This is a genomic window from Flavobacterium sp. FlaQc-30 (assembly GCF_044005885.1).
Classification (GTDB): Bacteria; Bacteroidota; Bacteroidia; order Flavobacteriales; family Flavobacteriaceae; genus Flavobacterium.
Genome location: NZ_JBIPCO010000006.1, coordinates 78268 through 99982, shown reverse-complemented (window position 1 = coordinate 99982; position 21715 = coordinate 78268). Strand labels below are relative to the sequence as shown.

The following is a 21715-nucleotide window of genomic DNA, read 5'->3' as shown; positions in this document are numbered from 1 at the left end:
AGAGTGTTATAAAGTATTCATTAAATCAGAGATGCTAATGTGAAAGGCTTTAGCAATCTTTTCTATAACTATTATGGAGACATTCCTTTTTCCGCTTTCAATACCAGGAATATAAGTTCTGTCTAAATCCGCCAGCTCTGCTAATTTCTCTTGAGAATAACCTTTTGAGAGTCTCAACACTTTGACTTTTATACCAAATTTCATTCTAATATCTTCCATTTAGCCAAAGTCGGTTTTAGTCGACAACTGTACAATAGACGACTGTCTACTTTTCTTGATTTTTCTTAAAATTCCTAACTTATTTTTTTATTATCTCTATCAATTATTTAACCCATATAGTTATACAAAAACAATTTTCATACTACGTATATAAGTAAATTTTTAAAGCTTTCACTCGAAACGGACTAAAAGGGCAGCTAAGATAGTGGCTCAAGTATGCTGCGTACGCATAATGGCTTCGCTTCCCTTGCCACCCTTCGGTACTTATAGCACTTGTGCATCCTTAATCCACTGGCATCTTGCTTTCTTTTTTTCCGTTTTTTCTGAACAAACTCATTGTATCGGTATTATTTTTTAACGATACTGTTGGCGATGATGCCCGTAAAAAAGTACCGACTATTCTGCTCAAAGGTACGGCTGAGAAACTCGACAAAGGATTTTTTGAAGCGATTACAGAGCCTGTACAAGATACGGCACAACTTTTTGCCAATATGGAACAGTTCCTTAAAGAAAAAGAACAGGCAAAAGTGAGTTCACAGATGGAAAAAGACAACATCTTGAAAATGGAAAAGGAAAAATCTGAATTGCAAAAACAGTACGAATCAGCCATGAAAAAAGCAGTAGAACTTGAAATAGCAGGAAAGTTTAAAGAGGCATGGATGAAAGTCCCGTCCGCTGAACTTTATCCTGAGAATAAATACATTATTCACGCCCGCAAAGCAGAATTATCAGCTAAATTCCCATAGACCTTTTTAATGAACCTAAATCCCTAGAGCCATGTTAACAGCCACAACTTTAGAACGAATCTTTATTTTTAGAGATAAAGAAACAGATATTAAACTCGCTGACCCATCAGCCTCTTTCAGCCCCGAAGCGGTATTAAACTTCTATGCGCAGACCTATCCGATTTTAACTACAGCAACCATAGAGGGACCAGTTATAAATGATGATGCGGTGCAATACAAGTTTGTATCACAAATTGGTACAAAAGGAAAAACCATCAAAACGCAAACGATAACAGGCAGTATCAAACTGCCAAAAAACAAAAAGCTATGCAGAATATACAAACAATTTGGCTCATTCGCACAAAACGCAGACAGACTGCCCGATGCGCAGGAAATAAAAAGCAACCCGAACCGCTCTGTTCCGCTCGACCTTTTGCCGATGGTTTTTTAAGACACTCCTTTCTGCCTCTATTTGAAAAAGGAAAAAAAATTCCCGATCAATCTCAGGTAGAAAATGATTTCTTCAGTTCACTTACTCTCCTTACAAGGTTGTATGCTTTTGAGGTTTTGGATACGGCAAGCAAATCCTATCCCTATAATATACTCTTATCACATTCAGATGCTCAGAAACATCTCAGCAGTTTGAGGCGCGATATTGAATTGTCCATTATACAGGATGATGATGGAATTGTAAAATTAGCAACCAAAGATATGTATAATACCTGCAATACACTGTACTTTATTCCTGTACTGCCCCTGTACAGGCTGTTGCAAAGTAGTAAACAGAAACCAACCGCAGAATTACTGCTCTCTGTTTTTTCTTATCTCTACCATATTGCAGAGATTCCCTATTACAGGGAAGACAGAAGTTGTCTTTATTACCACTATGAATGTGTGGAAGAATGGTTGATTGATGAATTGGAAGATAAGGATTGTGAAGACGGAAATAGTATGGTTTCAGAATTAAATACAGCTTCTTACTATGGAGATGTTATGCTCCGCAAAATGTACAATCTATATCATTTAAACGTCTTCAAAAAACGTATAGACAGTTATAAATTTAATAACACTTTCGAAAAAAACTGTCTAAACGTTACAAAACAGGCATTGGCACTAATGCTCGAATATCCTGAGGGTACTATTTTTCAAAGTACATCAAATCAGGAATTTGAAAGTGAAGAAGGGCTAATAAGGGCGGAACAGTACATTTCCTTTATCGCAGATACCGATGCAGCACTTTATGAAAATATTGCACGGGTAATCAATGATGAATTTAACGAATGCTCCGAAATAGAAGAACCGATACTCCTGCAGATTTATGATGCCCAAAACGAGTTAACACCTAAAGCGCTCGATTTTGAATACAGAATCTTTCCGCTTCTAAATGATTTATGCACCCTTTTAAATAATATCCCATGAAAGATATAACCCAAAAATTCGGAAGCCTGTACAATCCTGTAAAAGCCTTTGTAATATATCAGAAAGATTCTGCTGAAAAATCCATTTATGTGGAAGCATATGACATGGATAAAAATGACTATCCCATAAACGCCCATCCTTTAAGCCTTAAGGAAAGTACACAGCTTGCCAATGCCCTTGATACCTCCGACGAACTCACACGTAAATTCCTGAAACCATCAGGACTGCTTCCAAAAAATGTACTGCATTTGAATCCCGAGCAGAATGGTTCTGCTATTTGGTTCACGTCTGCCCAAAAAGTCAGTTTATTTTTTGTAGAGAGTTTAGGGATTACAAACGGCGAAGCATTCGTACCGCCTTTGCTGTGGAAAGCTTCTAAAAGTAACCTTTATATGTATGCAATTGATACCGAAACGCAGATAAACGAACAGACTAATTTATATCATGCACCCTTTTTTAATGTATACACCGATGGCAGGGTCTGTATGGGAACGGTATCTGTAAATATAAAGTCTAACTGCCATTTGGAAGAGTTTATCTCACTTTGGGAGCAGTATTTTTTTTAACAGCTATTTCAGTCACCTCATTGGAAGTACAAGTCCTGTAAAAGAGAACATTATTCAGCTTTGGCAAAAACTTATGGGTAGCACTAAACCGTTTCCGATAAAATCATTACTCAAAAATGGTTTAACCATTAAAAATATACTATAATGAACACACAAAACACCATGCATTATACGCACAATTACCTGATAAATCCAACCAATCCAATAAGAGCAAATCTCATTGGCGCAGGAGGAACAGGAAGCAGGATGCTGACCGAACTCGCAAGAATGAACCGCAGCCTAATCGCTTTGGGTCATGCAGGATTGCAGGTCAATTTATTTGATGATGATGTAGTCACTAATGTCAATCAGGGACGCCAGCTATTTGCAGATGCTAAGGTTGGACTTCCTAAAGCCGTAGCACTCATCAACCGCACCAACCGCTTTTTCGGAACGAATTGGAAAGCCGTAACAGAGCAGTTCTCAACAGCGAATCTGAAATCCGTGCCCAACCGTGGCAGGGCGAACCTTTATGTAAGTTATCTCGATACCGCAAAGGCAAGTTTTGATATTGCAGATTTCCTGCTGAAATGCAATGCAAACAGCGATTTTGAGCGTACTAAATCTCTCTATTGGCTTAATCTCGGCAATGCTCGAAATACAGGGCAGGTTATACTTTCTACCATCAGCGAAATCCAACAGCCTGATTCCAAACTATACAGCACTGTGCCGAGTCTTCCAATGGTAACTGATGAATTTAAGGAATTGCTGCAAGCTCAGAGTGATACGAGTGAGCCCAGCTGTTCCCTTACTGAGGCACTTGAAAAACAGGACTTATTTATAAATGCCGCACTTGCCAGTATGGGAGCATCGCTTTTTTCGAAATTATTTCGTGAAGGAATGCCCCCACATCGAGGATTCTTTTTAAATCTTGCCAACTTCAGATCCGAGACAATAATGGTGGGGGTGATAGCCGCCCGCCCCGCAATTCCAGCCCGTTGGTCAAGGAATTGCGGGGCGCTTTTGTTTGGAATTCCCTCTTAAGCTAAAAATATCCTAATGAACTGTTTAGCGTAAAAGTTTTTTTTAATCAAAAAATAGTAAAAACGAAAGCAATCAAAACGATTAAAACCGTTGCTATACAAAACTTTATAAAACAGTAGTCTTAATACGTTTTAGACGTGAAAACACAATGTTAGGCTACTAATCCGTTACCTATTAACAAAGACACGAATACAAACTAACTGATTATATTTCAGCATTTTGCTTTTATCTTTATATTCTCTTCTAACTCAATGTGATTTAATTTTAAATATTAAACATTTGAGTTCTGGAACAGACAAAAAAGTCCACGTTCAAACTACTTTACTACCTGAAAAAAAACTAACTAAAAAAGAATGGAAATGATCCGGTTATGGCACGTATTATCATTGGCGGAACAGCTAAAACTTTGGGAACAAAGTTAGAAATTACCCCCAATAATTAGGATTTAAAATACGGAAGAATTGAGAGTGAGAGTGTCACTGCTTTGAGCATTAACAAAAAATTGAATAACATAAGAGGGCGTATCGACAAGATTTATGAAGATATGCAAAAGCACAAGGGGTTTGCAACTTCACAGAAAGTAAAGCTTTCTTTTTTTGGTTCTAGGTGTAATGTATGATGCTATACCGAAAGTCTTCAACGACCAAAATGAGAATTTTAAAAAATTGGTTGAAAAAGGAGAACACGCACAAAGTACCTATAATAAGTATACCACAGTTTACAATCATCTTGCCACATTTATAAAAGAATGCTATCATCATGATGATATGGCTTTTAGGAAATTGACTGCTGATTTTATCCGTGAGTTTGATTTTTACCTCTGATACGACTTACAGTCTACACATAATACTGTTTGGGTGTACACAATCTCTGTATTAAGTCTGGCAAAGCTGTCTATTAAGAAAAGTTTTGATACGTGACAATCCTTTTCAGGAATACGAAATCAATATGCAGGAAACCGACAGAGAGTATATTCTTAAAAAGATGCTGAAAAACTGATGACGCTCAATTTTCCGCCCTGTGGATTATCGGACAGGCGATATAAAAAGTCAAATTGCTTCGGTCATCCGACACCTACCGAACTATTATCAATTTAAGACTTTGAAAGAATATAACGACTAGCCGAACAGGGTATTAATGTGGTGGTGAGCAAGGAACTTTCTGCCAATACCTTTAATGGTTATTCTAACAATAACATTAAGCCCAATATTAAAGAGCCTGCCGAACCACAAAAAGTTCGCTACGTTGAAAATACAGAAGAACTGCCTGCGGAAAAACCACATCATTTCTTTGATTTCCTCAACACAGAACCGAAGAACGAGGACGATCTGATAGAAGCTGTTGGCGGTTTGCTTCCCGAAGCACAAGGCGAAGATTACGAACAAAATGACTTTACCAATCGTATGAAAAAAAAACGGAAACGCAAAAGAGGTCAGCAGTGAAAATTCTATGAACCTATATCTGCTCTTAATACCCTGCCCAGGCTTCTTGCGGTAACACCAAGATAAAAATCCATATCTTGTTTTGAAAAAATATTTCCTGTTTGAATTGCAGTTCGAAAAGTTTACTCAAATTATATTCAATGGTATATAACGGTGGGTATGAAGCCATACTTGCTGTTCTACTAAAGTCTTTCATCTTCGATAGAGTTGTGTTACCACTTCAAAGAATTGGTATCTTTGTACCTTTGGTAACACAGAAAACAAAGCGGTCGCTAACATCGTATGGTTATAAACGGATTGAACGGCTTATTATCAAGTTTAGCATTAAAAAAACTGTTTGTCTTAAATACCCAAGCCCTTAACATTCAAGCTAAAGCAAAACGAGTAAATAAAACCAATTAAAGATAGATTGTAATGAAAAAGCAATTAAATATCTACAAAATAGCCGCTAAAGCCTTTGAAGCAATGATGGGGTTAGAAAATTACCTTGCACAAAGTGGTTTGGATAAAAACCTATTTGAACTTATCAAAACCCGTGCTTCTCAAATAAATGGATGTGCGTATTGTATCAATATGCACACTCACGATGCGATGAAAATCGGAGAAACGGCACAGCGTCTATTTTTACTAGCTGTCTGGCGAAAATCCAAGCTTTTTACAGATAAAGAAAAAGCTGTTTTGTCGTTAACTGAGGCGATGACTTTAATAGCCGACAGGTCTGTGTCTGATGAAATTTATGACACTGCTAAAAACCATTTAACTGAACAAGAATTTGCGGCTGTTATAATGGCTGTTGTGGCAATTAATGGTTGGAACAAGATTGCGATTACATCACAAAGCTCATTAGACTAACCTTTATACAAATAGCCCAAATGAATTCACAAGAACTAACCGGCAAACTTGAACAACTCAGTATTTCAAGTAATGAATTGGATATTTTGGAATGGCAACGAATGGAAAAGATAAATCAGGCAACAGGCTTTACCAATACATTTATAAATGGATTAAATGCAATAAAAGGGTTTAACGAAAAAGAAATAGGAAAGCTGGCAATTCAAAATAAAAAACTATCGCTTCCCGAACTTTTAAATTTATACCCAAAGGAAGTCGCTGAGACAGGGATTAATGCAGCTTCGCCTAAAAACTTGGGATACATTCCCGGTGGTGGCGTAGTTACCGCCGCACTTGCCGATTTTATTGCAGCAGTTACCAATCCGTTTGCAAGTGTTTACTATGCATCTCCCGGTGCGGCAACTATTGAAAACGAAGTGGTAAATTGGCTGAAATCCATTTTTTCATTTCTGGAAAATTCCGTTGGGTGCTTGTCTTCGGGCGGATCTATTTCTACTTTGATTGCTTTTACAGCCACAAGAGATAAATACAAAATTAAAAACGAAATTATTTCGAAAAGTCTAGTTTACCTTAGTGAGCAAGTGCATCATTCTGCCCAAAAAGCATTGCGGATTATTGGACTGGAGGATGTGATAATAAGGTATGTTCTTCCTTTGGATCGCAATTACAGAATCAAACCACAAAATTTAGATAAGCTTATTGAAAAAGATAAAGCAGACGGACTTAATCCTTTCCTGATTATCTCTACAGCAGGAACTACCGATACAGGAATGATAGATCCTTTAAACGAAATTGCCAATATAGCCCAACATCATAAATTATGGTATCATATAGATGGTGCTTATGGAGGCTTTTTCATTTTGACCTCAAAAAGAAATTTGTTTAAAGGAATAGAAAGAGCCGACTCTTTAACCATTGACCCTCACAAAGGCTTGTTTCTGCCGTATGGTATAGGTGCGGTACTGGTGAAAGATGCTAACGTTTTTCTTCATTCCAATTATTACACTGCCAATTATATGCAAGACGGCTATAACGAAGAATTATTGAACAGTCCTGCTAATTTATTGCCCGAACTGACCAAGCATTTCAGAGGTCTTCGCGTATGGTTGCCGTTGCAAATTCACAGTACAGAACTGTTTATTTCCTGTTTGGAAGAAAAATTATTACTGACCATTTACTTCAGAAATAAGCTCAACGAACTTAGTTTTTGTCTTGGTCCGGAACCTGATTTATCAGTTAGTTATTTTTGGTATCCGTTTGAAACTGAGGTTGACGAGAAAAATCGACAGTTAATGAATGAAATACACAAAGACAATTCGTTTTTTTTAAGTTCTTCGATAATCAATAAGCAGTTTGTAATACGAATTGCCATCTTAGCCTTCCGAACCAAAAAGGAAACAATTGACGAAGCGGTTGAGATGATTAGTCGTTGTTTACAATTCGTATTACAAGTAAATAAGAAATGAGAAAACTAATCCTACTTTCAGACTTATGGGGAATTGAAAAATCGGATTGGATGCTTCAATATACATCTATATTGAAACAGCATTTCGAAATATATTATTACGACTGCCGTGAGTTGGGGGGCCTTTCCAAAGATAAATTATTAGAAGAAAATATTCATACCCAATTTCTAAACGGAGGCATTGACACAGCCGTTAAAAAACTTCTCGAAATAGAATGTGAGGCTTCTGCTGTTGTAGGATTTAGCATAGGGGGCTGTATTGGCTGGAAAGCTTGTTTATCCAGTTTAAAAGTAAAACATCTGTTTGCGATATCATCAACTAGACTGAGGTATGAAACAGAAAAACCACTTGCAAAAATTGAATTGCTGTATGGTGAAAAAGATTGTTACAAACCTGACAGTAGTTGGTTTCAACAAATGAAAATCAAAGAAAAAGTTTGTAAAAACGAAGAACACGAATTATATCAAAAAAAAGAAATAGCGGAATATTTCTGTAAACGAATAATTGAGAAAATATACAATCCGAACCGTTAACAACGGTATTGTCAAAGAAACAACCTGCACCAAAACTTTAAACTTTCTGATTTTTTTTGTAACCTTTTGATTTCTCATCTACCCTAATCAGGTATAAACAATTAAATTTTTAAAAAATGAAAAAATCAGCAATAATTCTTGCATTTCTTATAACAGCAATTACTGCGAATGCACAGCAAATGAACCATAGTTCGATGGTGGTAAACATCTCGTCAGAGATGGCATCCTTGATGAAGAACCCAAAAGTACTTGAGCTTAATAGAGCTATGAGAAATTTATGGAACGCTCATATGTACTGGACACTGATTACGGTAGATGCCTATTATAATGACCCAAAAGGTTTGAGTGCAAAACTTGATCGACTGTTGCAAAACCAAAAAGACATTGGCTCAGCTATTGTACCTTATTATGGACAAGCTGCCGGTGACCAATTGGCAAAACTTTTGACAGAACATATTCAGTTGGCAGTACCGGTTTTGAAAGCAGCTAAAGAAAATAATAAGGAGGCTTTGGATAAAGCGGTGAAAGATTGGTATGCGAATGCAAAAGATATAGGTGACTTTCTTGCATCTGCCAACCCGAAAAACTGGACTGCCAAAGAAACCCAGGGAGCATTAGAAATGCACATTACACATACAATAGATTATTCGGTTAGTATTCTCAAAGGAGATTACACACAATCTTTTGGAGGCTTTGAAGAGGCATTACATCATATGGTTCATCTTGCTGATATACTGACAGAAGGTATAGCAAAACAATTCCCTGACAAGTTCTAATTGACAAACAATTTAAAAAAGTAAAAAAATGGAAAGTACAATCAAAAATCAGTCTTTGACACAAACGTTCAATCTGTTAAAATATACATTCGGAATCGTTCCTATTGTTGCTGGTGCAGATAAATTCACTAATTTGTTAACCAATTGGGAACAATACATCAACCCAACAATGGCGAACTTATTGCCATTTTCAGCTTCGGTTTTTATGATGATCGTAGGTATTGTTGAAATTGTTGCAGGTATCATTGTACTGAAAAAAACCGGAATTGGCGGGTATATTGTTGCTGCCTGGTTAACAGTTATAGCATTGACCCTGTTACTTGGTTTCAATTACGTGGACGTAGCAGTACGTGACCTTGTAATGGCAATTGCTGCCTTGTCTATGGCAAGATTATCCAAAATAGTTAAATAGCATGAAACAATTTGAAAAGTTTACAGAAACTGAAATCATTGAACGAATTTTAAAAGGAGAAAAATCGCTTTACGAGCTTATCGTAAGGCGATTTAACCCTTACCTGTACAAAATTGGCAGGTCATACAATTACAATCACGAAGACACGCAGGATTTAATGCAGGAAACTTTTATTGACGCATACAAAAGCCTGTTACAATTTGAAGGTCGTGCAAATTTTAAAACGTGGATTATTCGTATTATGATGAACAATTGTTATCGGAAAAGAGAAAAATCAAGTTTTAAAAATGAAATTATGCAAGATGCAAACGAACATTCAACTCCATTGTTTACCAACAGAAATAATGATACGGACAAGATAATTCAGAACCGTGAGTTGGGGCATATCATTGAAAAAGCTCTTGTTCAAATACCTTTGGATTACCGGATGGTATTTTCATTACGGGAAATAAACGGACTAAATGTTTCTGAAACCGCAGAAATGCTGAATATCAGTGAGGCAAATGTAAAAGTACGGTTGAACAGGGCAAAAACAATGCTGCGAAGCGAGATTGAAAACGCTTATTCTACCAGCGAATTGTTTGAATTTAATTTAATCTATTGCAATGCAATGGTAGAAAATGTAATGAAGAAAATAAACGAACTATAATCCAAAAACTCATAAAATTACAAATGAAAATATATCATAATACTCAATGTAGTAAAAGTAATTGTGCATTGGAGTTGATTAAAGAAAATGGGATTACTCCACAAATTGTGGATTATTTAAAAAATACCCCAAGCAAAGAAGAATTAATAAAGTTGCTGTCCATGCTTGACATGAAGCCATTCGATATTGTCCGAAAAAATGAAGCTGTTTTTCAAAAGAACTATTTTGGAAAAACGTTTACCGATGAGCAATGGCTGGACATATTATTACTACACCCGGAGCTTATTGAAAGACCAATTGTAGTAAAAAACGGCAAGGCGGTTATTGCCCGACCTGCGGAACGACTATTGGAATTATTGTAATAAGATACTTAGTTGTTTAGGAAAAACCGAATAATATTAATCAACTTGAATAAAATTATGCCAGAAACATCAAATATAGATTTAGATAAAATCATAATTAATACCCCTATTCACGACGATGCATTTGAGCTGAGTGATATGGAAAAGATAAACAAAATCGAACATCATTTTACTAAAATAATGCAGATACTTGGACTTGATCTTAATGACGATAGTTTGTGCGAAACACCTAATAGAGTAGCAAAAATGTTTGTGAAGGAAATATTCAGCGGATTAAACCCCAATAACAATCCTGAAATAAGTCTTTTTGAAAATAAATACGGTTACAAAAGAATGCTGATTGAAAAAGACATTACCTTATATTCAAATTGCGAACATCATTTTGTGCCGATAATTGGAAAGGTACACGTTGCCTATATTCCAGGCAAGCAAGTTATCGGTTTGTCAAAAATTAACCGATTGGTACAATATTATGCCAAACGCCCGCAAGTTCAAGAACGACTGACCATTCAGATTTCGGAAGCTTTAAAAGAAATTTTGCAACACGATGATGTAGCTGTTATAATAGAAGCCGACCATTTGTGCGTAGCTTCAAGGGGCATCAATGACACGAATAGTAAAACTTTTACTGCAGCGTATTCCGGGCAGTTTGAGAACGATACCGTAAGACAGGAATTTTTATCACATATCCAAAACAAATAATAACAATGGCACAAACAGTTAAAATAATATCGGTCGAACATATTACACACGATGTTTTGCGAATAGTTCCAGAAAAACCGAAAGGGTTAAAATTTATTGCCGGACAAGCGGTTGATATTTCACTGCCGAAACAAGGTTGGGAACAGGAATTAAGGGCATTTACTTTTACTTCATTGCCCGAACAGGACTGCATAAAATTTACCGTCAAAACATTGAGATGTTTGTTTTTTAAATTTACCTAAATTTTAAATACATGCTTGATTTTTATTAGCTGGCTGATTGATCTTGTTCGGTTTCGCAGCATTTCTATCAACTTGCATGTACCAGTCATAAAAATTTATTTAATTCTGATTACTTTGCGGTAAAAAAAATGATGTTTCTTCAACTAACATAAAAAAACTAATTTTAAATAAAACGGTTAAGGCTAAATTTCATTTCTTGTTCTTAATTCACTATTGCTTTACTATAAGATAAAAACCACACGAATAGACATTATAAGGCAACATTTTTTTGAAAAAAAAATATGAGATTACACTTCCTAAAATAATAGGGACAAACAATAAATATCCGTTTGGAAGTAAATTACATACCAGAACCACAGAAGTAAAAGAGACAAAAAGAGAAGCAGATCAAAGTATCCGCTCCCCCTACTAAAGCAAAATTTAGTGGAATTAAATTTGCTCCTAAATAATTATTACCTATAAAAGCAACAACTAGCTCTAAAAATGCACCAGAAAAAATACTAGATGCAAATACACCTCCATCTCCAAGTTAAATCGAGTTCCAAAACCAATTACATAAAAAACAATATACTTACTAAAGTAAAAATATTTGCAATTACTGCGAAAGCAATATTTGCAAATGATTTTTTTGCTGTAAACTCACAAAGAAAAAGAATTATTTAACCTTATTTTTTTCATCAAAATACAATCCCATTTCTGCCAATGCAGGTTGCAATCTTGCTGATACAATGCGCAATCTTACTTTGGATGCTTTAATTGTAGGGAACTCTAATAAACGTTTAAAACCAATAGTTGTTCCTTCTGTCGCTTTTTTCCATCCTTTACCGTCCCAGTACTCAAACACAAAACTTTCAACACGCTGTCCGACAGTGACATTTTCCTGAAGCAGCAGAACATTAAATGTTTGTTCTTTCTTCAAATCCAATTCAACTACATTATCATTTCCTTTCATCGAAAAAGAAATATGTGTTGCATCATTGCCATCCAGCAAAGGTTTTATTTTTTTTACAGCGCCAATTCCCTTTGAGTCATTCAGAAGATTTGTTTTAAATATTTTATCCAATTTTGCCTTCCAGCTTTTTAAAACGGTGATGTCAAAATCGGTAATCAAACCCCTTTTATCAGGCGGAATATTTAATAGAAGAACACCATTTCGTCCTACAGAATGAAAATAGATTTCTTTGAGATATTCTGCTGTTTTTACTTTTTGATCTTCGGCTTCATGATAAAACCAACCCGGACGAATCGACACATCCATTTCGGCAGGATACCATTTTAAGGCATCACCATCTCTCAATTGACTGCGGCTTCCTAAAACCTGTCCTCTGTTATTTCCGGATGGTGGTTCATCAGCCTTAGTTTGCGAACCTTCATTGTATTTTTTATTTTTTCCAACTGGCACTACACTCCATTCCTGCTCACGACCGTGTCCTGTTTCTGTTCCTACCCAACGTACATCTGGACCAGAAACAGCAATAACTGCTTGAGGCTGCAACTTTCGGATATGTGCATACCATCTTTCAAAATCATATACTTGTTTTTTTCCGTTAGGACCTTCTCCGTTTGCTCCATCAAACCAAACTTCATCAACTTTGCCATATTGAGTAAGTAATTCCGTTAATTGTTCGATAAAAAAATCATTGTATTCGGCTGTTCCATAAGAAGCATTATTCCTGTCCCAAGGCGATAAATAAATACCAAAACCAACTCCTAGCTCTTTGCAGGCATCGGCAACTTCTTTTACAACATCACCTTTTCCGTCTTTCCATGGGCTATTTTTCACAGAGTATTCTGTTGTTTTAGTAGGCCATAAACAAAAACCATCGTGATGTTTTGCAGTAAGAATAACTTGTTTTATTCCGGCATCTTTGCAGGTTTTCACCCATTGTCTTGCATCCAAAGCTGTTGGATTGAACAATTTAAGATCATCTTTTCCTTCTCCCCATTCTCTTCCTGTAAAAGTGTTCATTCCAAAGTGAATAAAACCTGTTATTTCTAATCGCTGCCATCGCAGTTGCTGTTCCGAGGGAGTAATTGTTGCGGCAATGTTAACCACTTCTTCATCTGACATTGATTTATCGATACGGACAAAATTTTTACTTTGCGAAAAACCTGCTGTTGTAAAAGCCGTCATCAAAAGCATTAACTGTATTCTCTTTTTCATTTTATATTTTATAAAGTGTTTAAATTTTGATAAGCTTAGTGGTTTTCGAGTTTCCTTTTTCATCAATATACTTAACGATATATACACCTGATATAAAGTTACTGCTATTGATACTAACCTCTTTTTGATTATTTAAGGATTGACTAAATAATTGCTGTCCAACTAAATCATATATTTTTATAAATCCCTTTTGTTCAGCCGGTAGCACTATTGTAAAAATATTTTGAGCAGGATTTGGATATACTGAAAAAACAGAAGCCACATCGTTAGAACTATTTTCGAATGTTTCGTTCTTAAGATTTCTACTGGTTAAACTTCCGCCAATGGTAACCAATTCCAAATTAGCATTCATAACCGTATTTAAAGCTCTCAAAAGCGAAAGTTGGTTGAGATAATCTACATCTGTTGCCGTATCCCAATACATAACTCCGGCTAATGCCATATCCCGAACATATTTTGTTTTTTTTATGATAGTTTGCTGTCCGTTAAACGTAATATCTTTTGAGGTAGGTGCATTCATTAAAACATTATCCAATGAAGGATCGAGTGACGGATATTGAGCAACTATTGCTCTATAACTTACGGTAGCTTTCGAATTATCTGTTGTAGCACCGTAAAATGGCATTCCCATAATAAGTTTCTGAGCAGGATATCCGTAATTAAGCATCGCGGTAATATTATTTACAAATTCAGTATAAGGAAATCGATCAGGACTTGGACCGTAAGATTGTATCGATATATAATCAAGAGCTGAAATTGCAGCCGGACTTATTTTATAATACAACGGATGTAGTGTCACACTAAAATTTGAAGTTGAAGATAACGCCGTATTTAGAGCCAATATTGCAGTACTATAATCCGACCATTCCTGAGTGCTCAAACACCATTCAAAATCTAAATCTACTCCATCAAAACCGTAGGTTTCTACAATGCTTTTTACATTATTGGCAAAATTTGTTCTGGCTGCAGGTGTTGCAATCATTGTTTTCCAATCGCCTCCACTAATTCCTAAACGAATTTCGGCTCCATTATAACCGGACAATGTTTGTTTTAATCCATCTAATACACCTAGCCATGTTCTTGAATCTTTTCCGGGTTGAGATGCATCATCATATTTCCAGTATGCACAAGTTTTTGTTTCATTCCAGGAATCCACCACTATTTCGTTATCTTTAATTGTATTGATTTCACTACTGCTTAAACTCAATAAATTAAGACTGGTTTCGTCTAATTTTCCATCAAAATTAACTCCCAATTCAAAATTTGATCTAATAAAAGGTCCTGTTGTAGCGAGTAATCCATCGCCATTTTTATAAGAAACGGGTACAGAAACTCCATCAACATATATTTTAACTTGTTGATTGGCTCCGGCAGTTCCTGCATAAGTTACAGCAACATGGTGCCATCCTCCTGTTGTAATTCCAGAATTATCAGCCGTTACATAATTATCTGCGCCGTTAGAAAGATGAAAAATTAATTGATTTGTTGCTGCGGCTCCTAATTGTAAATCAATAGTTTTAGTTGCAGATTCGTATTTTCTAAAAATACTGCTATTTTCAATCCATTGATCAATATAGACCCATGTAGCAAAAGAAAATGAGCCAAGTCCCGCTGTAGATTTATTAAGCAAATCACCTCCGCAATTCATGGAAGCTCCGGAACCTGAAAAATCCATCAAACCATTTCTTGAAGCATAACTTGCGAGATAAGTCGCGTTTGTCAAGACACCATTATTTACAGGATATTCAAAAAATAAATCACCATTTGCATAAGGATTGGCTGCCAGATATATTAAATCATTATTATTCCGAACATACTCTTCACTAACTTGTCCGCTTTCGTAAAAATTAGATCTTATATAGCTACTTACAATCTTATATTTAAAAATATTGTTATCTGTTACGGGTACTAAAGACGCACCTGTAAGTGTACCTTGATAAAGGTTTTTATTATCAGCAATTGATGTGGCGCTTTTATCCATTTTCCAGTACGAAATTAGATTTGCGTACAAAGGATGGTATTTATTAATAGTGTTCTTCATGTCAATATCTGCAGCCGTAATAGCATAATTCCAAATTTTGACCTCATCGATACGGCCATCAAAACTTTTTCCTAGTTCAAAAGCTCCCGTTGAAGTAGAAGTAGTTGTAGGAAGCGTACCGTTTCCTGAAGAATAGGTAATACCAGTTGTAACCTGTGTTCCATTGATATAAATACGAATCATATTGTAAGCAGACTTTGTTCCATCGTAAGCCATCACGACATGATTCCATTTTCCAACAGCAATAGCCGAATTATCTACTTGTGCATAACTATTACCATTGTTGGCAACATGAAAATATAATCTTTTTGTTGAAAGCTGTCCTAACTGAATGTCGATTCTATTTTGAGCAGGAAGTGTCGCAGCGGTTTTGCTAAAAACATAACTATTTACATTCCAAGCATTAATATAAACCCAAGCTTCAAAAGAAAACTGGTTCACTCCATTTAATTCATTAATATTTCCAAAAGAAGCGTAACTACTTGTCGTGCCCGAAAAGGCGATACTTTGGTTGGTAGTCTGGCTTTTCATTACCTGGTTAATGGTCAATAGAAAAGCAATAAGTAATACTTTTTTCATAATAAACGGTTGTTTTTGGTTAATTTTTGGTCAATCTATAAGCACTCTTTTTTAATGGTTTTATAAAGAAAGAGTCGTTTTATTTGGCAAACAAAAGACATAGAATATCCTTGTCACTACAACAGAAAGTGTGTTGTAGTAATGTGAAAATTCATTAATGTTCTATTGATTTTTTTAAGGTAAAACGACTCTTTCTCTGCTGCTATCTTTTAATTTAAACAAAGCTTTAAGCTTTTATATTTTCTCTCTTTTTTGGATTATGGTCACGATCGCATTTTTCAAACCTTCAGAAGAAGCTGTCAATACAAACTCTCCTTCTTTTTCTGAAGACTGAAGAATAATTTGACATTTTCCGTTAAATAACGAACGTTTCCAATTGCCATCAAGACATTTATCAGCTTCATGAGAACTTGGATCTCCGTTGCCTACGCCAAGAATACGAGCATCACCAGTAAGCGCAAACTGAATTAAATTCATCGCATCAGGAACTTCTCTTCCTTTGTTATCCAAAACAGTTATATTTATGACAGATACATCATTTCCGTCAGCATTAATAGTTTTACGGTCAGGTGTCAAAACAATTTGATACGCTTTATCAGTTGTTTCTACAGAAGTACGAATCGCTTTTCCATTTTTTAAACCAATGGCTTCGAGCTTTCCGGGCTCGTAAACAACATCCCATTCTAAATGTCCGTTTCTGGGCATTACTTTTTTTCCGAGGCTTTTTCCGTTTAACAATAATTCGACCTCGTCTGCATTACTATTGCACCAAACATTTACTTTGTCACCTGTTTTATGACCATTCCAATATGGGTAAATCTTGATAACGTCTTTATCGGTCCACCAACTTTGATAATAATAGTAAGTGTTTTTTGGAAAACCACAAACATCCATTATTCCAAAATGCGAATTGACGTTAGGCCAGGTAAACGGTGTAGGTTCTCCGCGGTAATCGAAACCTGTCCAAACAAAACCTCCCATAAGCCAAGGTCTGTCGACTGTAAATTTCCACCATTCTTCGGCGGTTTGTCCCCAACGTGGTTTGTTCAAATCATAATCTGGCAAATAACCTTTTATGGAATCTTTTACATACATTCCTCTGGAGCTAACCATACTCGATACTTCACTAAAAATAATAGGTTGTTTAGGATGTTCTTTATGATAATCGTCTAATTCTTTAATGTGGTAATTGAAGCCTCTCACATCCATTTCCTGATTTATACCAAGATATTTAATACCATTATTTCCTCCATAAGTGCTCAATCTCGAAGGATCTAACTCTTTTTGCCTTTGTAACAAAGTATGCGCCATACGTCGCCCTAAATCTGTATTCTGAACTCCTGTTTCTTCATTTCCAAGACTCCAAAGCATTATGCTTGCGTGATTGCGATCTCTTAAAATTAGTTTTTCAAATTGTTCAAAATATTCTTTACCTGTACCAATTACTCTGATCTCATCCAGAACCATCATTCCTAACTTATCGCAAGCTTCTAAAACAGATTTTGATGGCGGATTATGACTGCAACGGTAGGCGTTAACACCCATTTCTTTCAATAATTTTATTCGGTAATACACCAAGGCATCCGGAACTGCTGTTCCAACACCAGCGTGATCCTGATGTACACACATTCCTTTTACTTTCATGGATTTTCCGTTTAACGAAAATCCTTTTTCTGCATCATAAACAAAAGTTCTGATTCCAAATTCGGTTTGAGTACTGTCTGTCGTTATCCCGTTCTTTTTTACAATCGAAACCAATCGGTATAAATTAGGGCTTTCTAAATCCCATAATTCAGGTTTATTAATGGTGAAATTCTGAATTGTTGTAGCACTTTCATTGTTTTTAACCGTTAGTTTTTCTGTCAATGATTTAGTAATTTTTGTCCCTTTTGAATCTATCACATAAGAAACGACCGAACAATCTACAGTTTTTCCTTCCTGATTCTTTACAGAAGTTTGTGCCTGAACTATTCCTTTAGCTTTTTCGACTTTTGATGATACGTAAACTCCATACTCCGGAATATAAACTGGACTTAATGTTTCCAGAGAAACGTTTCTGTAAATTCCGGCTCCTTCATAAAACCAACCTTCATATTGGGTGGCATCAACACGAACTACAATAACATTGTCTTTTGATAATTCTATAAAATCTGTTATATCAAATGAACTTTCAGAATAGCCGCTAAAAGTACTTCCGATATAATTGTTGTTAACCCAAATCTTGAAATCACGATAAACTCCTTCAAAACGAATAATAAAACGTTGTCCTTCTTTTGTATTATCGACCGTAAAGTGTTTTCTATACCAACCAATGCTATTATCAGGATAAAAACCGCCAACGGGTCTGTAACCATGACTTTGTACATCAAAATGTTTGTGGTATTCAAAAGGAAGTTCGACCGCCCAATCGTGTGGCACATTTACGGTACGCCAATCATCATCTTTAAATTCAGGAACGATGCAACCGCCACCGCCGCCAGCTATGGTAAAATTGCGAACGATGCTGTAGTCAAAGTCTTTTGATGGATTGTTGGCACTCCCTAAATGGAATTTCCAGTTTTTATTTAAAGAGGTGATTTGTCTGGATTTTGAAGTTTTAGTCTGAGAGTAAACTACTTGAAAGAAGACACAAAACATCAAAAATAAAATCCAATACTTATTTTTTATAGAAATCTTCATATTTAGTTACGATATAATAGTAGGTTATTTTTCTGGTAGATTCTTCTCAATATCAGTGAGTACTATCCTTTTTAGTTTCAAAAACATGTTTCGCATAATTTACTCCCAAAGCATCATAACGCACTTTCATTGTATTTAAACGAAATTTAAAATCGTTCCAATTCTTATTTTCTTTTGGAGTCCAAACTACTTCTGACAAGGCCGACATTCTAGGCAAAACCATATATTCTACATAATTGGTTGTGTCCATATATTCTGTCCAAACATTGCCTTGAGCACCAAGTACGTATTTTTTCTCTTCAGCAGTTAAAGCATCTGGTGTTGGATCATAACCGTACACTTTTTCGACAGATATAAAGCCTCCAATCGCTAAAGGTTCTTTTGTATAATCCTGTTTATCTACCTGATATTTGTCAAAATAACAATGTGTCCCTGGAGTCATAATAACGTTATGATGTTGTTTTGCAGCTTCGATTCCGCCTTTTTCTCCTCGCCAAGACATTACTGTTGCATTTGGTGCTAAACCTCCTTCGAGAATTTCGTCCCAACCAATAATCTTTTTGCCTTTTGCTTTTAAGTATTTTTCCATACGCTGTATAAAATAACTTTGCAGTTCATGTTCGTTAGCCAGCTTATTATCCTTCATTCTTTTTTGACAAGCCGGACAACGCTGCCAATTTGATTTTGGACATTCATCTCCTCCAATATGAACATATTCTGAAGGAAACAGTGGAATAATTTCGGCTAAAACATCTTCTAAAAACGCAAAGGTCTTTTCGTTTCCGGCGCAAAATACGTCATCAAATACACCCCAGGTTTCCTGAACAATTTTTGGATTTCCTTTTGCCTGCGCTTCTTTTCCTGCTTTCGATCCCATGTTGTTTGTTACAAATGTAGGTTCGTCTGGAAAACAGCTTAAAAAAGGATATGAAGCTATCGCGGCACTTGCATGACCAGGAAGTTCGATTTCTGGAATAACCGTAATATGTCTTTGAGTGGCATATTTTACGATATCCTTTACTTCTTCCTGAGTATAAAAACCGCCATATTCTGTCTGATCATTACCTGTTTCCTGATGAAAACGCCCTGTAATAGTTCCGTATCTTTTAGATCCTATTTCGGTAAGTTTTGGATATTTTTTTATTTCTATGCGCCAGCCTTGATCCTCTGTTAAATGCCAATGCAGCGTATTCATTTTATGCAGAGCAATAAGATCGATGTACTTTTTTACAAACGATACAGGAAAAATATGTCTTCCTACATCGAGATGCATTCCTCTATATGAGAATCTCGGGTTATCTTTGATCGTAACTGCCGGAATAGTAATTTTATCTGTACCGCTATTTCCTGCTTCTAGTGATGCTGGTATCAATTGTCTTAAAGTTTGAATACCATAAAAAACGCCTTTAGAATTTTTTCCTGATATAAGAATTTTATCTGGCGTAACTAAAAGGATATAACCTTCATCCTCATTAATGCTTTTATCTATTTTCAATTCAATAGTACCCGAACCTTCTGTTACAAACGGAATATTCATTTTTGTAGTTAGCGTTAAAAATGAGGCTAAATATTGTCCTTCATTTTCTAAATCTAAGGTTCCTGAAATTTTGGTTTCGGGAGTTATTAAAAACTTTCCTTTGACAATTTCTAATGATACTGGTTTTGGTATTATCTGATAATCTGACGCTGAATTTTTAGAACTTCTATAAGGGTTAACACATGCGGAAAATAAAATACAGGTTAATAATAGTAGTATTAGACACCTTTTCATATTGGTTTGTTTTTGGTTAATTTCTGGTTAGTTTTTTTACTTAATTTTGAATTTTAAACCATCTTGTTTTAATGGACAGCTTTCCAAATTTTTACATAATCAACTGCCATTTCATATGGAAATCCATCTGTTGAGGTTACAAATCCGGGCCAAAATTTAACGCCAGCCTTTCCTTTGTCTGCACAAGCATGATTCAAAATAATATAATAATCAGTTTCAAAAGGCCAATTTTTAGCAAAGTCACCTTTGGGTTCATGTGTCATAACTAATACATTATTTACATAAAATTCTATGCGATTTGGTAGTTTTATGACGCTGTAAGTATTATAACCTGTTGGCGAAATCAAAGGCGTTTTTCCTGTTGATATTGGCTTGAAATCACTATCGCTCTGATGAATTACCTGATTGACAAAATTGTCATTATTGAGCCTTTCCATAATATCAATTTCACCTCCTTTTGGCCACTCTGGATATATTGGATTCTGAGGCATTAGCCATATTGCCGGCCAGCCTCCCTGACCCGCTTTATTGAACTTTGCTCTAACTTCAATTTTTCCATATTTAAAACTGAATTTATCTCTCGTTTGTATTGCGCCTGTTTCTGGACGTTCTTCTTCAATGTTCCACCGCGCTCTTACAAACAAATTACCATCTTTAACTTCAGTCAAAGTTTTATCATCAACTACAAAACGGTTCCACGGTGATTTTGCCTTTTCAGACGGATAAGCACTCCATAACTTTGTATTATATGCATTACCATCAAAATTATCTTCTAAAACTAACTTATAAGTAATTGCATTCTTTTTTTCTGCTGTGTTCTTACGAACTGAACAAGACGTAAATCCGCAATAAACAAGAGCTAATATTAATATTCTACAACTATAGTTTCTTTTCATTATTTTTTATATAATTTTTATTTTATCGGACATTCATTAAATTGAATTGTTCGAATTATTCTCTTTAGGAGGGAAAAATGGCTCTCTAAAATCAAAATAAATCTTTTGATTAAGCCAAATGATTTCGAAGTTTTATATTAATTCAATGTAAATAAATCTTAAACTCGACTGTCCAAAAATAAAATTAAAACTATTTA

General features: G+C 35.5%; 21 protein-coding genes and 1 pseudogene. 16 read left to right on the top strand and 6 right to left on the bottom strand.

Going from position 1 to position 21715, the window contains the following annotated elements:
• Window positions 1–6: 6 nt before the first annotated feature.
• The gene (locus ACHRV0_RS14405) at window positions 7–219 is read right to left on the bottom strand and encodes a helix-turn-helix domain-containing protein (RefSeq protein ID WP_395441337.1); all 213 of its coding nucleotides are present in this window, start codon (window positions 217–219) and stop codon (window positions 7–9) included.
• Window positions 220–518: 299 nt separating this feature from the next.
• Here ACHRV0_RS14405 and ACHRV0_RS14400 point away from each other — a divergent pair, with 299 nt between their 5' ends.
• From ACHRV0_RS14400 to ACHRV0_RS14325, 16 genes and pseudogenes are all read left to right on the top strand, one after another.
• Window positions 519–965, top strand: a complete 447-nt coding sequence (locus ACHRV0_RS14400) for a prtrc system protein e (protein WP_395441336.1) — start codon at window positions 519–521, stop codon at window positions 963–965.
• A 31-nt stretch (window positions 966–996) separates the two neighbouring features.
• Window positions 997–1212: pseudogene (locus tag ACHRV0_RS14395) on the top strand (PRTRC system protein C); the annotation flags it as partial.
• Between the two features lie 59 nt (window positions 1213–1271).
• Entirely contained in the window at window positions 1272–2363 is a 1092-nt protein-coding gene (locus tag ACHRV0_RS14390) for a hypothetical protein (protein WP_395441335.1), read from the top strand.
• Window positions 2360–2929: a PRTRC system protein B gene (locus ACHRV0_RS14385; protein ID WP_395441334.1), complete on the top strand. Its 570-nt coding sequence runs from the start codon at window positions 2360–2362 to the stop codon at window positions 2927–2929. The genes ACHRV0_RS14390 and ACHRV0_RS14385 overlap by 4 nt, the downstream gene beginning before the upstream one ends.
• A gap of 144 nt (window positions 2930–3073) precedes the next feature.
• Complete coding sequence (locus ACHRV0_RS14380) at window positions 3074–3952, top strand: PRTRC system ThiF family protein (protein ID WP_395441333.1); 879 nt, start codon at window positions 3074–3076, stop codon at window positions 3950–3952.
• Window positions 3953–4548: 596 nt separating this feature from the next.
• The gene (locus ACHRV0_RS14375; RefSeq protein WP_395441332.1) at window positions 4549–4776 is read left to right on the top strand and encodes a phage integrase SAM-like domain-containing protein; all 228 of its coding nucleotides are present in this window, start codon (window positions 4549–4551) and stop codon (window positions 4774–4776) included.
• 321 nt (window positions 4777–5097) lie between these two features.
• Window positions 5098–5394 carry a hypothetical protein gene (locus ACHRV0_RS14370; protein WP_395441331.1) on the top strand — a complete coding sequence of 99 codons (297 nt, stop codon included), beginning with the start codon at window positions 5098–5100 and terminating at the stop codon, window positions 5392–5394.
• Between the two features lie 414 nt (window positions 5395–5808).
• A complete protein-coding gene (locus ACHRV0_RS14365) occupies window positions 5809–6246 on the top strand; it encodes a carboxymuconolactone decarboxylase family protein (RefSeq protein WP_395441330.1) in 438 nt (145 codons plus the stop codon).
• A 20-nt stretch (window positions 6247–6266) separates the two neighbouring features.
• Window positions 6267–7712, top strand: a complete 1446-nt coding sequence (locus ACHRV0_RS14360) for a pyridoxal phosphate-dependent decarboxylase family protein (RefSeq protein WP_395441329.1) — start codon at window positions 6267–6269, stop codon at window positions 7710–7712.
• On the top strand, window positions 7709–8245 hold the full coding sequence (locus ACHRV0_RS14355) for an alpha/beta hydrolase (RefSeq protein ID WP_395441328.1): 537 nt from the start codon (window positions 7709–7711) through the stop codon (window positions 8243–8245). The genes ACHRV0_RS14360 and ACHRV0_RS14355 overlap by 4 nt, the downstream gene beginning before the upstream one ends.
• A 116-nt stretch (window positions 8246–8361) precedes the next feature.
• Window positions 8362–9021, top strand: coding sequence for a hypothetical protein (locus ACHRV0_RS14350; RefSeq protein WP_395441327.1), 660 nt, complete (start codon window positions 8362–8364; stop codon window positions 9019–9021).
• 28 nt (window positions 9022–9049) lie between these two features.
• A complete protein-coding gene (locus ACHRV0_RS14345) occupies window positions 9050–9433 on the top strand; it encodes a hypothetical protein (protein ID WP_395441326.1) in 384 nt (127 codons plus the stop codon).
• A 1-nt stretch (window position 9434) separates the two neighbouring features.
• A complete protein-coding gene (locus ACHRV0_RS14340) occupies window positions 9435–10082 on the top strand; it encodes a sigma-70 family RNA polymerase sigma factor (protein ID WP_395441325.1) in 648 nt (215 codons plus the stop codon).
• 23 nt (window positions 10083–10105) lie between these two features.
• Window positions 10106–10444 carry an arsenate reductase (glutaredoxin) gene (gene arsC / locus ACHRV0_RS14335; protein ID WP_395441324.1) on the top strand — a complete coding sequence of 113 codons (339 nt, stop codon included), beginning with the start codon at window positions 10106–10108 and terminating at the stop codon, window positions 10442–10444.
• Window positions 10445–10501: 57 nt separating this feature from the next.
• Window positions 10502–11146: a GTP cyclohydrolase I FolE gene (folE, locus tag ACHRV0_RS14330; RefSeq protein ID WP_395441323.1), complete on the top strand. Its 645-nt coding sequence runs from the start codon at window positions 10502–10504 to the stop codon at window positions 11144–11146.
• A 5-nt stretch (window positions 11147–11151) separates the two neighbouring features.
• Window positions 11152–11388, top strand: coding sequence for a hypothetical protein (locus ACHRV0_RS14325; RefSeq protein WP_395441322.1), 237 nt, complete (start codon window positions 11152–11154; stop codon window positions 11386–11388).
• A gap of 655 nt (window positions 11389–12043) precedes the next feature.
• On the opposite strand, the gene ACHRV0_RS14320 is transcribed toward ACHRV0_RS14325, so the two are convergent.
• The 5 genes from ACHRV0_RS14320 to ACHRV0_RS14300 form a co-directional block, all read right to left on the bottom strand.
• The gene (locus ACHRV0_RS14320; RefSeq protein WP_395441321.1) at window positions 12044–13552 is read right to left on the bottom strand and encodes an alpha-L-fucosidase; all 1509 of its coding nucleotides are present in this window, start codon (window positions 13550–13552) and stop codon (window positions 12044–12046) included.
• A 19-nt stretch (window positions 13553–13571) separates the two neighbouring features.
• Window positions 13572–16172 carry a LamG-like jellyroll fold domain-containing protein gene (locus ACHRV0_RS14315; RefSeq protein WP_395441320.1) on the bottom strand — a complete coding sequence of 867 codons (2601 nt, stop codon included), beginning with the start codon at window positions 16170–16172 and terminating at the stop codon, window positions 13572–13574.
• A gap of 234 nt (window positions 16173–16406) precedes the next feature.
• Complete coding sequence (gene galA / locus ACHRV0_RS14310; RefSeq protein WP_395441319.1) at window positions 16407–18851, bottom strand: beta-galactosidase GalA; 2445 nt, start codon at window positions 18849–18851, stop codon at window positions 16407–16409.
• A 52-nt stretch (window positions 18852–18903) separates the two neighbouring features.
• The gene (locus ACHRV0_RS14305) at window positions 18904–20622 is read right to left on the bottom strand and encodes a beta-N-acetylhexosaminidase (RefSeq protein WP_395441318.1); all 1719 of its coding nucleotides are present in this window, start codon (window positions 20620–20622) and stop codon (window positions 18904–18906) included.
• Window positions 20623–20690: 68 nt separating this feature from the next.
• Window positions 20691–21518 carry a family 16 glycosylhydrolase gene (locus tag ACHRV0_RS14300; RefSeq protein WP_395441317.1) on the bottom strand — a complete coding sequence of 276 codons (828 nt, stop codon included), beginning with the start codon at window positions 21516–21518 and terminating at the stop codon, window positions 20691–20693.
• Window positions 21519–21715: the final 197 nt, after the last annotated feature.